This is a genomic window from Hymenobacter nitidus (assembly GCF_020447315.1).
Taxonomy (GTDB): Bacteria; Bacteroidota; Bacteroidia; order Cytophagales; family Hymenobacteraceae; genus Hymenobacter; species Hymenobacter nitidus.
In genome coordinates, this window is record NZ_JAJADQ010000003.1 from 11,990 (window position 1) to 26,604 (window position 14,615).

Below are 14,615 nucleotides of genomic sequence, written 5' to 3' on the forward strand. Positions count from 1 at the left end.
ATACTCAGCAAATCTAACGCAAAAGGGGCACAAAGCTAACGGCTGAACGGCAGAATATGAGGCATGCTGTCGTCCTTTCTTTTCGGTATCTTCCCCGGCCCTCCCCTCGTGCTCTGCAATCAGGCCCCGGTACAACGGCCCCGGTTTATTACCTTTGCCGCCCGGCTCTGTAAAGCCCATCCGCCCTGATTTAGTTTTAATACATGGCCCCAACGCCCGCTTCTCTCCAGCGCCTACACCTGATTGCCACCGGTGGCAGCATCATGCACAACCTGGCCCTGGCCCTGCACCGCCGCGGTGCCCAGGTCACCGGTTCCGACGACGAAATCTTTGAGCCCGCCAAAAGCCGCCTGGCCGCCGCCGGTCTGCTGCCCGCCGCGGAAGGCTGGTTTCCGGAGAAGGTAACGCCCGAGCTGGATGCCGTGATTGTGGGCATGCACGCCCGCGCCGACAACCCCGAGCTGCTCCGGGCTCAGGAGCTGGGCCTGCGCATCTACTCCTTCCCCGAGTTCATCTACGAGGCCTCCAGGGACAAGCAGCGTATTGTCATTGGCGGCTCGCACGGCAAAACCAGCATCACCTCGCTGATTCTGCACGTGCTGCGCTACCATAAGCGTAAGTTCGACTACGCCGTGGGCGCCCAGCTCGAAGGCTTCGATCTGATGGTACAGCTTTCCGAGGACGCGCCTATTATCATCATCGAGGGCGACGAGTACCTGTCGTCGCCGATTGACCGGCGGCCCAAGTTTCATTTGTACCAGCACCACATCGGGGTGATTTCCGGCATCAGCTGGGACCATATCAACGTGTTTCCGACCGAGGAAGACTACCGGGAGCAGTTCCGCATCTTCGCCGAGATGACGCCCAAAGCCGGCGTGCTTATCTACGACCAGAACGATGAGCAGGTGCAGCTCGTGACCGTGCCCACCACCCCCGACGTGAAGTACATCGGCTACGGCCCGCACGAGAACAAGGTGCGCAACGGCAAGACGGTGCTGATAACCAAAAAGGACGAGGAAGTGCCGATTCAGGTGTTTGGCGAGCATAACCTGCGCAACATCTCGGCTGCCAAGGAAGTCTGCAAGCAGTTGGGCATCAAGGGCAAGGACTTCTACGAGGCCCTGGCGACCTTCAAGGGCGCGGCCCGGCGCCTGGAGCTGGTGGGCGAGGGCGAAACCTCAGTGGTCTACAAGGACTTTGCCCACGCCCCGTCCAAGCTTAAGGCTACGGCTACGGCCTTCAAGAAGCAATTCCCGAAGCGCCGCTTGGTGGCCTGCCTGGAGCTGCACACCTTCAGCTCGCTGAATCCGGCTTTCCTGCCCCAGTACGCCCACACCTTCGACGCGCCCGACGTGGCCGTGGTCTACTTCAACCCCCACGTGCTGGAGCACAAGCGCCTGCCCGCCCTGCCCGCTGAAGCTGTGCAGCAAGCCTTCCAGCGCCCCGACCTGAAGGTTTTCACCGACAGCAAAGCCCTGGCCGCCTTTCTGCACGAGCAAAACTGGCAGGATGCCAACCTGCTGATGATGTCTTCCGGCACCTTCGATGGGCTGGACCTGGCGCAGCTGGCAGCGGAAGTGACGAAGTAGGGTGTTTCGTGTAATTTTAGCGTCATTCCGAGCTTCGCTCGGAATGACGCTCTTTTTTAACCTGCCTCCTTTCCAATCGTCTCCCATGAAAGAAAACCTGCTCCTCCTCCACGGCGCACTGGGTTCTGACAAGCAACTCCGGGCTCTGGCCCGCGACTTGTCGCAGTTTTACCAGGTGCACACGTTTTCTTTCAGCGGCCACGGGGGGCGGGCACTGGAGCCGGCTGCGTTCAACATGACTGGTTTTGCCCGGGAGGTAGTAGAGTTTATCCGGGAGAAAAATCTGACGGGCGTCCACGTTTTCGGCTACAGCATGGGCGGCTACGCGGCGCTGCTGGCCGCCGCGGAAGCGCCCGACCTGATACGCACCATCACGACGCTGGGCACCAAGTTCGACTGGTCGCCGGAAACGGCTGCGGCGGAAACCCGGATGCTGGACGCGGAGAAGATTCGGGAGAAGGTGCCGCAGTTTGCCGAGCAGCTCGCCCAAACCCACGCCCCCATCGAGTGGACGGCCGTGCTGGATGCCACACAGCGGATGATGCTGGAGCTGGGCCAGCACCCGCCCCTGACGCCCGAGAAGCTCACCAGAATCATGATTCCGGTGCAGATTCTGGTGGGGGAGCTCGACAAAACAGCCGGCGTGGATGGCTCTTCGCTGTTTGCTTCCTACCTGCCCCAGGCCACGTTTGAAATCCTGATGAACACGCCCCACCCGCTGGAGCGCGTCAACCCCGATGAGCTGGCCGGGCGCATTAGCCGCTTCATTGCCAGTGCCGCGTAAGCCGTTGGGATTTTAGTACGCCCAGAAAACAAAAAGGCCCGCTACCTGAGGTAGCGGGCCTTTTTTACGGGGTAGTTTCAGGCTGCTTATCCGGCTCGGACGGTTCCGGCGGCTTGGGCTTGGCGCGGCGCCGGTCAGTGGTGACCAGCAGGGCCAAGGCCGTCAGGCTCAGGTGCAAAATCCACTTGCGGCTCATTTCTTTCGGAAGAGGTTGTTGGTGTTTTCCACCACTAGGTCGCAGCGGCTGCCACCGCTGTTGTCGCCGCAGGTGGTGCCGGTAATCTGGTTTTTCTCGAACGAGAAGTAGCAGAACGAGCAACCGACGCTGGTAATCGTGTACCGCTCGGCGTTGGAGCTCAAATACAGGCTTTGGTCGGAGGACGTTATCAGCGGAATGGCCATGGAGCGGAACATTCCGTCGCGCAGACCCATGCCTACCAGGTAGTAGATGGGTTTGTCCTTGGCGCTTTCCTGCACCTTGCGAATCATGGTTTTATCCACCACGGTGCCGTCGTTGAACTCCCGGATAAAGGCCGTGGCCAACTGGGCCCGGGGCATGGTATACTCTACCTTGCCTTCGTTGATGCGGGCCAGCTGGGTGCTGATGCCTTCGCGCTTGCGGCGGGCCGCATCCTCGTCCGGATCGGAGGAGGGAGAGCTCATTTCCGGAAAGCCGCGCTTGGTGGTTTCGCAGGACGACAGCGCGCCGAATACCGGCAACGCCAGCAGGGCAAGATAGAGAATGGAACGGGGGGATACTTTCATCAGGGGTGGGCCGGAGCCCCACAATTAGCGGGCTTTGTAATACTTACGGGCCTCGGGCAGCTCGCGCTGAATATCCGCAATGCGCGTTCCGTTGGAGGGGTGAGTGGAAAGGAATTCCGGGGGTGAGGCCTGGTTTTCGCGGGCATCCATGCGCTGCCAGAACGTAATAGCGCCATCAGGGTTGTAGCCGGCCATGGCCATAAAAATCAGACCCAGGTGGTCGGCTTCCGTTTCCTGGTTGCGGCCGTATTTGAGCAGCCCCACCGACGAGCCCACCCCGAAGGCCTGCAAGGCCAGCTGCTGCGTAGCCTCGGGCCGGGTGGAAAGCGCCGCCGACAAGGCCTGGCCGCCCGCCTGCTGCAGCAGGCCCTGGCTCATGCGCTCCGAGCCGTGCTTGGCCACGGCGTGGGCCACCTCGTGGGCCATGACGACGGCCAGCCCGTTTTCGTCCTGGGTGATGGGCAGAATACCGGTGTAGACGGCCACTTTGCCGCCGGGCATGCACCAGGCGTTTTCCTGCTTGTCCTCAATTACGTTGAACTCCCAGGCGTAGCCGGCCAGCTGCTCCTGCTGGTTCTGGCTGCGGAAGTAGGTTTCGACGGCCTGCTGAATGCGCTGGCCCACGCGCCGTACCATAGCCACCTGGGTCGAATTGGAGGAAAGCCGGCTAGTTTTAAGTACTTCCTGGTACTGCTGCACGGCCAGGGCGTTGATTTCGGCGTCGGATACTAGGCTGAGCTGGCGGCGGCCCGTGATGGGAACGGTAGAGCAGGCGGCGGCCACAAACAGGCAGCTGGCCAGCATGAGCTTCTTTATCATGGTAAATTCACGTTTAGAGAAGATGTTGCCCCGGTGCCATCAAGCAGCAACCTCCACAGCAACCGGCTGGAATGCTATACGACGGGCGCCGGGTAAAATGTTTAGGCCACCGGCTCCAACGCGGACCGGCGGGGTTACGTAGGCGGCATTTTGATTTTCCGGGCCGCGAATAAGCGCTATTTTTGGCCAAATACCTTTTCTTCCCTCGACTTCCCTCCATGAAAATACTCTGCATAGGCCGCAACTACGCCGAACATATTGCCGAACTCAACAACGAAACGCCCGACGAGCCCGTCATCTTCACTAAGCCCGAAACCGCGCTTCTGCAGCGCGGCATGCCGTTTTTCTACCCCGATTTCTCCACCGACATTCACCACGAAATCGAGCTGGTGCTGCGCGTGAGCAAAAACGGCAAGAACATCGACCCCAAGTTTGCCCACACTTATTTCGACGCCATTGGTCTGGGCATCGACTTCACGGCCCGCGACCTGCAAAGCAAAGCCAAGAGCAAGGGCCTACCCTGGGATCTGGCCAAGGGCTTCGACGGCTCGGCGCCCCTGTCGCCCACGTTTAAGCCGGTGGCCGAGTTTGCCGATCTGGCCAACATCAACTTCCACCTCGAAGTAAACGGCGAGGTGAAGCAGCGCGGCAACTCGGGTATGATGCTGCACAACTTCGCGGCCCAGATTGCCTACATCTCGCGCTTTATCACCCTGAAAATGGGCGACCTGATCTTCACCGGCACGCCCAGCGGCGTGGGTCCGGTCCAGATTGGCGACCAGCTGACGGGCTACCTGGAGAATGAGAAGGTGTTGGAACTGTCGGTAAAATAGAGTCGAGTGCTGCATACGTCTTTCCGGGGGAAAACCTCCGTTTTACTGCTCACGCTGCTCACTACCATGAGCTTGCGTCCCGCTCCCATGGCCGGGCAGGAGCCCGACTCCCTGCCCAAGCCGGCCCGCCAGAACGGCCCGGCGTCCCGCCTCACCATTGCGCCGGGCTACTACCTGTTTCCCATCAAGCCGGGCCAGCCCAACTTTCTGGCCGCCAGCATGGGCGAGCTGCGGCCCAACCACTTCCACGGCGGCCTCGACATCAAAACCGATGGCCGCACGGACTTGCCCGTGTATGCTTCGGCCGACGGCTACGTCTCGCGCCTGAAGCAGTCGGCTTTCGGCTACGGCAACGTGCTCTACATCACCCACCCCAACGGCACTACCACGGTGTATGGGCACCTGAACCGGTTTATGGGCCCGGTGGCCGCCGCGCTGCGCGAAAAGCAGTACGAAAAGCAGACCTACGAGCTGGAGCTGTTCTTCACCAAAGACCAGTTTCCGGTGAAGCGCGGCGAAGTCGTGGCCCTGTCGGGTAACACCGGCGGCTCGGCCGGCCCCCACCTGCACTGGGAAGTGCGCGACGCCCAGGACAACCAGCTGAACCCGCTGCAGTGGGGCGGCTTTACCGAAATCCAGGACCATATTGCCCCCACCCTGCAGGCCTTTGCCGTGGAGCCACTCAGCATCGACGCCCGCGTGCAGAGCCGCTTCGACAAGGCGGTGTTCGTGCCCAAAGTAGCCCCGGCGGCCGGCGTGGCCACGGCCTGGCCCGATACCATTACGGCCTTCGGTACCGTGGGCGTGCTGCTCCAGGCCTTCGACCGGTACGACAATGCCTGGAACAAGAACGGCCTGCAGAAGGTGGACGTGACGGTGAACGGGCAGCCGCTCTACTCCCACGTGGTCGACAACGTGCCGTTTCCGACGGGCACGCGCGCCGTGAATCAGCACGTGGACTACGAGTGGATGATGACTCAGGGCCGCACCCTGCAGAAGCTGTTCGTGGACGACGGCAACGAGCTGACGATGTACACCACCGGCCCCGGCAAGGGCAAGCTACGGGTGGAAGACGGCAAGCTCTACGCGGTGGAGGTGCTGATGAGCGACTCCTACGGCAACACCACGCCCCTGCGCTTTGTGCTGCGCGGGCAAAAGCCGGAGTACACCAAAACCCGCAGCGCGGCGGTGAAAAAGCCCGGCCTGCGCTGGGAAGTGACCCGCAACATCCTCAAGGTTATTGCCGCCGACCCCGACACGGCCCGGCAGGCAGCCAACGCCGTGCTGCTGCGCGGCTCCCGCCGCCTGGAGCTCAAGCCCAGCTATACGGCCCAGAGCCAGAACGTGTACCTCTACGACCTGCGCGCCGGCCTGCCCGACTCCATCCGCTTCGGGGGCCTCACCAAGCGCTTCGACCGGCAGGCAGCTATTCCGGCTGGCACCGAGCAGGGCTTTGCCGACAACTTCCTGAACCTGAGCTTCGGCACCCAGACGCTGTTCGACACCTTGTATCTGCAAACCAGCTACAAGGACGGCGCCTGGACTGTACACAGCCCGCGCCAGTCGTTGTATTTGCCGCTGCGCATCACGCTCAAGCCCCAGGCGGAAGTAGTCGATAAGGAGCACTCGGCCGTGTACTTAGTCAATGCCCGCGGGGGCCGCAGCTACGTGGGCGGCAAGTGGGAAGGCAACCAGGTGAGCTTCCCGGCCAAGGTATTCGGGCAGTTCCGCATTTTCGCCGATACCATTGCACCCTCGGCCCGTCTGGTGCGCAAAGGCCCCGGCGGCCTCACCTTCCAGGTCGGCGACAACCTCTCGGGCCTGAACAGCTACACGCTCATGGTCGGGGGCCGGTTCCGGCTGCTGCGCTACGAATACAAGAACTCCACCCTCTTCACCGAGCCCAACGACACGGTGGGGCCACCCCTGCGCGGACCGGCCACGCTGCGCATCACCGACCAGGCCGGCAATGAAAAAGTGCTGAGCTTTAATTTATAGAGAAAAGGCGGGCCGTGTGGTCCGCCTTTTTTGTTGTAAAACCCAGAAAGCTGTTCTGGCCGTAAAGCTGACTTCCCGTATTATTTCCTGTCTCTGTTATTATGGCCAACTTCCCCAAACGCCGTCAGCCCGTTATCCTAGGCGCCGCCGTGGCTACCGTTGCCACCGGTATTGCCGCCTACGCCTATATCCGCCGTAAGCTGTACGCTCCGCTGCCGGTGTCGCCCCACGTGGATGTGCACCGCTACATGGGCCTGTGGTACGAAATTGCCCGCCTACCCACGCGCTTCGAAAAAGGCTGCGAGCATGTCACGGCCCAGTATAAGCTGCTGCCCAATGGTAAGGTGAGCGTGCTCAATACCTGCCACAAGGACGACGTGAACGGGCCGGTGGAGTCGGTGAAGGGCACGGCCCGCATCGTCGATACTGCCACCAACGCCAAGCTGCGCGTCAGCTTTTTCTGGCCCTTCGAGGGCGACTACTGGATTCTGGACCACGACCCGGAGTACCGCTACGCCCTAGTAGGGGAGCCCAGCCGTAAGAACCTGTGGCTGCTGTGCCGCACGCCCCACCTGGAGCGCCCCATCCGTGACCGGCTGGTGGGTTTGGCCCATTCGCTGGGTTTTCCGACGGAAAACCTGATTTTTACGCCCCAGCCCGTAGCTGGCAAACCGTAACCGCCCTAATCCGCCCCTCATGGCCCTCACCCCCGGCACCCCCGCTCCCGATTTTGAAGCTCTCGACCAGGATGGCAACCTCATTCGCCTCCAGGATTTGCGCGGCAAGAAAGTCGCCCTCTACTTCTACCCCAAAGATGACACGCCCGGCTGCACGGCCCAGGCCTGCAACCTGCGCGACCACCAGGAAGAGCTGACCGCCAAGAACGTGCAGGTTATCGGCGTGAGCATCGACAGCGGCAAGTCCCACCAGAAGTTTGCCCTGAAGTACGAGCTGCCCTTCCCCCTGCTGGTCGATACCGACAAGAAAATCGTGGAAGCCTACGGCGTGTGGCAGGAGAAATCCATGTACGGCCGCAAGTACATGGGCACCATGCGCCACACCTTTCTCATTGACGAGCAGGGCATTATCGAGAAGGTCATCGAGAAAGTCGACACCAAGAACCACGCCGCCCAGCTGCTTTCGTAATGGGCTGATGTGCTAATCGTTTGTCCTTGCGAGGAGGCAGGCCATTCCGCGCATCCAGCGGCGTCAAGCTATCTGCTGCGCAGTACGGCCCGCCCTTTACCCAAAAAGCCCTTTCCTATCTGCGTGGGAAAGGGCTTTTCACTGAAGGAAGCTCGGCACATCTCAGAGGACGGACTACTTCGTGCCTCGCAAGGACATACTCTCTGCATTCCACACACTTCTCACATTAATTAGTAGCCCATTCCCCGCATTAGCACCTCAGCCCATTAAACTCGCCTATCGTTATCGGTTGTGGTAAGAAGCCTGGGCCGCGGGGCTGGGCGGCTTCGCCAAGACCATTACCTTTGCCAGCGTAAACCCTCCTTCTCATTTCCATGTCCCAGGAAAATACCCTTACCGCCACCGACCAGAAAAGCGTGGCCGAGTTGAAGCAGATTGCCTCCCAGGTGCGGCGCGACATCGTGCGCATGGTGCACGCCGTGAACTCCGGTCACCCCGGCGGCTCCCTTGGCTGCACCGACTTGCTGGTGGCCTTGTACTTCCGCATCATGAAGCACAATCCCAGCTTCAGCATGAAAGGCGAAGGCGAAGACCTGTTTTTCCTCTCGAACGGCCACATTTCGCCCGTGTTTTACTCGGTGCTGGCCCGCTCGGGCTACTTCCCCGTGAGCGAGCTGGCGACCTTCCGTAAGCTGAACTCCCGCTTGCAGGGCCACCCCGCCACCCACGAGCATCTGCCCGGTATCCGCATTGCTTCGGGCTCGCTGGGCCAGGGCATGAGCGTGGCCATCGGCGCGGCCCAGGCCAAGAAGCTTGATGGCGACAAGAGCCTCGTGTACGTGCTCATGGGCGACGGTGAGCTGGAAGAAGGCCAGGTATGGGAAGCGGCCATGTATGCCCCCCACTGCAAAGTCGATAACCTGATTGCCATTGTGGACCGCAACGGCCAGCAGATTGACGGCTCGACCGACGAAATCATGAATCTGGGCAACCTGCGCGCGAAGTTCGAAGCCTTCGGCTGGCGCGTGCTCGAAACCGACGGCAACGACTTCGAAAAGCTCGTTCCCACCCTGGAAGAAGCTGGCCAGCTCAGCGGCCAGGGCCAGCCCACGATGATCCTGATGGACACCCAGATGGGCTTCGGCGTAGACTACATGATGGGTACCCACAAGTGGCATGGCACCGCCCCGAACGACGAGCAGCTGGAAAAAGCCCTGCAGCAGCTGCTGGTAGAGCAGGCTTCGGACTACTAGCCTTCGTTACCGGTCAGGATGCAGGAGCTGCTTAAGCCCCAAGTGTACAGAGCCATTATGATGGGTCTTTGGATGATACCGATTCCAATGATCCTCATGGGCTCTGTAAGCGACGGGGCGAGCTTAGTAGCTGGCATTGTGGGAGTAGCAATAGGAGTTAGTATTGGTAGAGCCACTGCTGATACATCCAATATGGTAAAGCTGTCAGCGTTAGCAATTTCAGGGGTTCTAATCGGTACAATGGGAATGCTTTTCAGCAAGTAAACAGCATGAACAACCGCGGGTTCTGGGTACGCTGTACGGTGTTTTTGCTGGCCACATTGTGGCTGGTAGCGCCGGTAGCTGCCCAGAACGTGCCGCCGGAGAAGCCCAAGGTCACCCGGATTCTGTTCGTGCTCGATGCTTCGGGCTCCATGTTGGCCCCTTTGGAAGGCACCCCGCGCTGGACAGTGGCCAAGGAGCTGCTGGCCAAGATGGTGGATTCGCTCAACGCCTACCCCAACCTGGAGCTGGCGCTGCGCGCCTACGGCCACCAGCACGACGACGACGAGAACAACTGCGAGGATTCGCGGCTGGAAGTGCCCTTCGCCCCCAAAAACGCCAAGGCCATCAAGGACCGGCTCAAAACGCTGGAGGCCCGCGGCAACACCCCAATTACCTACTCCCTGCAACAGTCGGCCAACGACTTCCCCAGTGACAAAGCCTCGCGCAACGTGCTGATTCTGATTACCGACGGCCTGGAATCCTGCAAGGGTGACCCCTGCGCCACCTCGGTAGCCTTACAGCGGCGGCGGGTTTTTCTCAAGCCGTTTGTCATTGGCCTGGGCGCGGAAAAGGACTTTGGCCGGCAGCTCGACTGCCTGGGCCAGTACTACAACGCAGCCAATGCCAAGACTTTCCGCCGGGTGCTCGACAACGTCATTGCCCAGACGCTAACCAAAACCACGGTCAGCGTGAACCTGACGGACGAGGCGGGCAAGCCGGTGGAAAGCAACGTGAATCTGACCTTCGTGAACAACGTCACGGAAACGCCGGAGTACAACTACGTGCACTACCGCGACGCGCAGGGCAAGGCCGACGTACTCGACATTGACGCCCTGCAGAGCTACGACCTGGTCATCAACACGGTGCCGCCGGTGCGCCAGCCGAACCTGGTTATCCGGCCCGGCAAGGCCAACGTGCTGACCTACAAAACACCCCAGGGCACCCTGGTGCTGCAGTCGCCAAACCTGACGCCCAACCCCTACGGCAAGGTGCAGGCGGTGGTGCGGGCCCAGGGCAACGCGGCGACGGTGGTCAGCCTGCCCTTTGGCAGCAGGCAAAAGCTGCTGGCCGGCAACTACGAGGTGGAGCTACTCACGCTGCCCCGCATCGTGCGCCGCATCAGCATTAAGCAGGGCCAGGAAACGGCCGTGACCTACGACGCGCCCGGCACGCTCAACATCGTGACGGACCTGAAAGGCCACGGCAGCATCTACCGCCTGAACAACGACGAGTCGCAGACCTGGGTGCACAACCTGCCCGAGGCCAGCAGCAAAGTCAACCTGCCTATGCAGCCGGGGGCTTACCGCCTGGTGTTCCGCACCGCCACGGCCACCGGCAGCAAGTTCACCGACGTGCGCAACTTCACCATTCGCAGCGGGCAAACCAGCTCGGTGAGCATGTTTAACAAGTAAAAAGAAACACAAAACTTCCCTTCCCATACCGAATGAAAGATTTTCCCTACACCGAATCAAAAGATACCCGCTCCGGCTTTGGCGTGGGCTTGCACGAGCTGGGCAAAAGCAACCCCAACGTGGTAGCGCTGACGGCCGACCTGACTGGTTCGCTCAAGATGGACGCCTTTAAGAAAGACTTCCCCGAGCGGTTCTTCCAGGTGGGCATTGCCGAAGCCAACATGATGGGCATTGCGGCCGGCCTCACCATCGGCGGCAAAATTCCCTTCACCGGCACGTTTGCCAACTTCAGCACCGGCCGCGTCTACGACCAGATCCGCCAGAGCATTGCCTACTCGGATAAGAACGTGAAGATCTGCGCCTCGCACGCCGGCGTTACGCTGGGCGAAGATGGCGCCACGCACCAGATTCTGGAAGACCTGGGCATGATGAAGATGCTGCCTCACATGACGGTCATCAACCCCTGCGACTTCAACCAGACCAAGGCCGCTACCATCGCCATTGCCGAGCACGAAGGCCCCGTGTACCTGCGCTTTGGCCGCCCGGTGGTGCCCAACTTCACACCCGCCGACCAGAAGTTCGAAATCGGTAAGGCCGTGATGCTGAACGAAGGCACCGACGTGAGCATCTTCGCCACCGGCCACCTGGTGTGGAAGGCCATCCTGGCCGGCCATATCCTGGCCGAGAAAGGTATTGACGCCGAAATCATCAACATCCACACCATCAAGCCCCTCGATGCCCAGGCCATCTTGGAATCGGTGCGCAAGACGCGCTGCGTGGTATCGGCGGAGGAGCACCAGATGAACGGCGGCCTCGGCGACAGCATCGCCCAGTTGCTGGCCCGCGAGGAGCCCCTGCCCCTGGAAATGGTAGCCGTGAACGACTCCTTCGGCGAGTCGGGCACTCCCGACCAGCTCATGGAGAAATACGGCCTGATGGAAAACGACATCGTGGCTGCCGTGGAGAAAGTATTGGCCCGCAAGGCGAAGTAATTTCCCCTGGTCTTAGCAAAAAGCCCCCGCAGCAACCTAGCTGCGGGGGCTTTTTCAGTTGTAAGTTCTACCCGATGCCTGGGTAGGCCGCCGCGGGATTAGCTATTGGCGCCGGGCTTGCCTACCGCTCGTAGCGGCGCCAGCTTCGCAACACCATACAGCAGGCCACGCCGGATAACGCCGTGCAGCACCAGACCGATCAGCCCTAATACGGTGCCGATTATCATTGGCAGCACCGCCCCGAAGGTATAGGTCATGGCCAGCACAAAGCCCAAAAGGCACTCGGGCCGGTAAATCGGGACGAAGAAGGCAACCACGAACAGGCCCAGCATGGCATTGCCCGCCATATCGGATGCGCCGGCCGTGAACAGTACCGATATTAACACCCCGAACGCTAAAGCGCCAACAAAGCCGTATAGGGCGCGCCGCAGGGCCCGGGGCGCGTCGGCCGACGAAGCATTCGGGCCAAACGCCTGCCGCCGGATGCGCTGCAACAGCAACCAGGTGAGCACCGGCAGCAGCAGTCCGCCCCACCAGTTGGAAATAGCGGGCATGTCCTCCCGGGCCAGAAAATGGTGGCTCGGTACGCCGCCGTGGTAGTGGCTCCAGGCCAGCAGCGCCCAAATGGCTGCCGTTATGAGTAGGGTACCATACAAGCTGAGGGTAGAAAAGCGCGTTTCCGTCATGCGTTTTGCCAGTGAGTATCGGTTTAAACTTCCCAGACGCCCTTCGCTGAGGAATCCGGAACAATATATGGCAATACTAATACTTTACAGACCAGTTGCGGAGAAAGTACTGGCCCTCAAGGCGCATTAATCAATCCAGCCGCAACAGCACGTCATGCTGAGCCTGTCGTTGCCTGACTATCAACATCAAAACGGCCCCTGCTACATGATGCAGCAGGGGCCGTTTTGCATTACTGCTGCTGTAGTCAATCCAGTTGGATTTCATCTACCCGCCGAGGGGAGAAATCCACCTTTGGCTCCAGCTTGCCATAGCTCACAAACCGAATACCCTGGTACCGCAAAACGGTAATCCACCTCTCCTTTTTTGTATGTCTGTCGATGCGGGCCTGGTATATGTAAGGCGGTTCCCGTAAGTCTTTATTCACATCAATGGCACCATACGCAGCCACGACATCGGCGAACGTGCTTTTTCCAGGCTGGATTCCTTTGGCCGTGACAATAGCGGCGGCAGGCCTAAAGGCGATGCGGCTTAGCTTATGCGTTTCTTCTTCAACAGTGAAATTTACCCCCCGCCTTTTGTAGCTGAATGTATAGCCCACAAGACTTTTACTGGTAAAGGACCCACCTTCCCGAAAATGGCCATACTTAATGTTGACCAGTTTTTTCTTCGAGCTGGGCCAGCCCATTACGCGCTTAATATCTGCCAGGCTGGATTTATTAGTTTGCAGATTCTGGTAAACCGAATCCCCCTGCAATACCTGCTGCCCGGCAGCAGTCAGGGAGCCGCTAACTAATAAACTACCTAATAGGCCATATTTTATCATGCTGCCAAATTGGTTAATCTTTCCCTGCCTGAAAGTATTCCATGCAAGTGAAAATCATCTCCGCCGGTCCGAATTACTGTATTTACTCTCTGTTTACATGCCGTCCTGATTGTTAGCTCTCGGCTGTACGCTCCCCCAAATCCCACCCCACTCGTCACAACCGTGACAGGTCCTTTCACCAAGCGCCCCCTGCCTGTCACGACTGTGGCAGGCACCCGGCAAAAGTGCGGAGTGCCCGTCACAGTCGTGACGGAGGCCCGGCAAAAGCGGCGGGCGCTTATCACGACTGTGACAGGCATTCGGAAAAAGCGGCGGGGGCTTGTCACGACTGTGATGGGCAGGGGCGGAAAGCGGCGGGCACCTGTCACAATTGGGGCAAGTGTGTCCCGGTTTGCCCGTTGACTAGCTCAACTATTCTCTCTACCTAGCCGCATCTTTAACCTATTTATGCCCTTTCGATTATGCTTGCGTTTGAAAAGATTTTTAGCAACTGGTTTGATGATGACAAGCTGAGCTACGCCGACCTCGAAGCCGGCACCCGCGACCATCTGGAGCGGCTGCGGAAGGGCAATGACAGGGACCGTTTCGCCGGCCTGATTATCGCTACCGAAACTCGCTACGAGGCGTATTTCGGGCAGCGCAGTCAGTCGGCTACGGCGCGCAGCACGGGCAAAGGCACCAGCCTCACGCTGGCCGAAGCCATGGAGGCTCTGACCCAGTGGCTGGTGGGCGAAGGCCAAGAAGCTATTTACTACAAGCTTAAAAAGGAAGCTGACCGCCTGCGCTTTTTCCCGCGCGGCAACACCGAATACCACCAGGCCAGCCGCGCCGCTTGGCCCGGCCTGCTGGAGCGGCTTGACACAGCCTTTCAGGACCTGGGCGGCTCGTTCGAGGCCGACGTGAAGACGACTTACGCCACCCACCGCCAAGCCCTGCTGGCGGGCCTGGCCACCCAGAGCGGGCAGAAAAAGCAACAAGCCGACGCCAGTCTGGGCAGCGCCGCCGAGCGGGCATTGCTTACGCTCCAGCTCTCGCACAACGCCCGTACCCTGGGCCTCACCTTCGCCGAGCAGCCCCAGGAAGCGGCCTCGTACTTCGACAAGAAGTACTTCCGGCAGCACAAGGCCAGCCCGGAGAAAGTAGCCGCCCCGAAACCATCCGTAAACTGAAGCGGCTGGCAGCAGCAAAAAAACGGCCCCGGCTGCAGTGCGCAACCGGGGTCGTTTTTATTATTTGCTCACTACAGTATG

The 14,615-nt window shown here is 60.2% G+C and carries 15 protein-coding genes; 10 read left to right on the forward strand and 5 right to left on the reverse strand.

Annotated elements, in window-relative coordinates:
- Window positions 1-203 precede the first annotated feature (203 nt).
- Entirely contained in the window at window positions 204-1,589 is a 1,386-nt protein-coding gene (locus LGH70_RS06270) for a UDP-N-acetylmuramate--L-alanine ligase (protein ID WP_226183767.1), read from the forward strand.
- A gap of 85 nt (window positions 1,590-1,674) precedes the next feature.
- Window positions 1,675-2,373, forward strand: a complete 699-nt coding sequence (locus tag LGH70_RS06275; protein ID WP_226183769.1) for an alpha/beta fold hydrolase — start codon at window positions 1,675-1,677, stop codon at window positions 2,371-2,373.
- 64 nt (window positions 2,374-2,437) lie between these two features.
- Here LGH70_RS06275 and LGH70_RS23535 read toward each other — a convergent pair whose 3' ends face one another.
- From LGH70_RS23535 to LGH70_RS06285, 3 genes are read right to left on the reverse strand one after another with little or no spacing between them, the layout of a single operon-like run.
- On the reverse strand, window positions 2,438-2,569 hold the full coding sequence (locus LGH70_RS23535; RefSeq protein ID WP_262905260.1) for a hypothetical protein: 132 nt from the start codon (window positions 2,567-2,569) through the stop codon (window positions 2,438-2,440).
- Window positions 2,566-3,138 carry a hypothetical protein gene (locus LGH70_RS06280; protein ID WP_226183770.1) on the reverse strand — a complete coding sequence of 191 codons (573 nt, stop codon included), beginning with the start codon at window positions 3,136-3,138 and terminating at the stop codon, window positions 2,566-2,568. Before LGH70_RS06280 ends, LGH70_RS23535 begins: the two co-directional genes overlap by 4 nt.
- 24 nt (window positions 3,139-3,162) lie before the next feature.
- The gene (locus LGH70_RS06285; protein WP_226183771.1) at window positions 3,163-3,957 is read right to left on the reverse strand and encodes a M48 family metallopeptidase; all 795 of its coding nucleotides are present in this window, start codon (window positions 3,955-3,957) and stop codon (window positions 3,163-3,165) included.
- Between the two features lie 218 nt (window positions 3,958-4,175).
- Between LGH70_RS06285 and LGH70_RS06290 the strand changes: the two genes are divergently transcribed.
- The 7 genes from LGH70_RS06290 (at window position 4,176) to LGH70_RS06320 (ending at window position 11,855) form a co-directional block, all read left to right on the forward strand.
- Window positions 4,176-4,790, forward strand: a complete 615-nt coding sequence (locus LGH70_RS06290; RefSeq protein WP_226183772.1) for a fumarylacetoacetate hydrolase family protein — start codon at window positions 4,176-4,178, stop codon at window positions 4,788-4,790.
- A gap of 66 nt (window positions 4,791-4,856) precedes the next feature.
- The gene (locus tag LGH70_RS06295; RefSeq protein ID WP_226183773.1) at window positions 4,857-6,788 is read left to right on the forward strand and encodes a M23 family metallopeptidase; all 1,932 of its coding nucleotides are present in this window, start codon (window positions 4,857-4,859) and stop codon (window positions 6,786-6,788) included.
- 101 nt (window positions 6,789-6,889) lie between these two features.
- The gene (locus LGH70_RS06300; protein ID WP_226183774.1) at window positions 6,890-7,465 is read left to right on the forward strand and encodes a lipocalin family protein; all 576 of its coding nucleotides are present in this window, start codon (window positions 6,890-6,892) and stop codon (window positions 7,463-7,465) included.
- Window positions 7,466-7,484: 19 nt separating this feature from the next.
- Window positions 7,485-7,934: a thioredoxin-dependent thiol peroxidase gene (gene bcp, locus LGH70_RS06305; protein WP_226183776.1), complete on the forward strand. Its 450-nt coding sequence runs from the start codon at window positions 7,485-7,487 to the stop codon at window positions 7,932-7,934.
- 374 nt (window positions 7,935-8,308) lie between these two features.
- Window positions 8,309-9,187: a transketolase gene (locus tag LGH70_RS06310; protein ID WP_226183778.1), complete on the forward strand. Its 879-nt coding sequence runs from the start codon at window positions 8,309-8,311 to the stop codon at window positions 9,185-9,187.
- Between the two features lie 269 nt (window positions 9,188-9,456).
- The gene (locus tag LGH70_RS06315) at window positions 9,457-10,863 is read left to right on the forward strand and encodes a vWA domain-containing protein (protein ID WP_226183780.1); all 1,407 of its coding nucleotides are present in this window, start codon (window positions 9,457-9,459) and stop codon (window positions 10,861-10,863) included.
- A 32-nt stretch (window positions 10,864-10,895) separates the two neighbouring features.
- Complete coding sequence (locus tag LGH70_RS06320; protein ID WP_226183782.1) at window positions 10,896-11,855, forward strand: transketolase family protein; 960 nt, start codon at window positions 10,896-10,898, stop codon at window positions 11,853-11,855.
- 98 nt (window positions 11,856-11,953) lie between these two features.
- Here LGH70_RS06320 and LGH70_RS06325 read toward each other — a convergent pair whose 3' ends face one another.
- Window positions 11,954-12,541 (reverse strand): hypothetical protein, encoded by a 588-nt coding sequence (locus LGH70_RS06325; RefSeq protein WP_226183784.1) that lies wholly within the window; start codon window positions 12,539-12,541, stop codon window positions 11,954-11,956.
- 245 nt (window positions 12,542-12,786) lie between these two features.
- A complete protein-coding gene (locus LGH70_RS06330) occupies window positions 12,787-13,365 on the reverse strand; it encodes a hypothetical protein (RefSeq protein WP_226183785.1) in 579 nt (192 codons plus the stop codon).
- A gap of 461 nt (window positions 13,366-13,826) precedes the next feature.
- On the opposite strand from LGH70_RS06330, the gene LGH70_RS06335 reads away from it, so the two are divergent.
- Complete coding sequence (locus LGH70_RS06335; protein WP_226183787.1) at window positions 13,827-14,534, forward strand: hypothetical protein; 708 nt, start codon at window positions 13,827-13,829, stop codon at window positions 14,532-14,534.
- The last annotated feature ends 81 nt before the right edge of the window (window positions 14,535-14,615 follow it).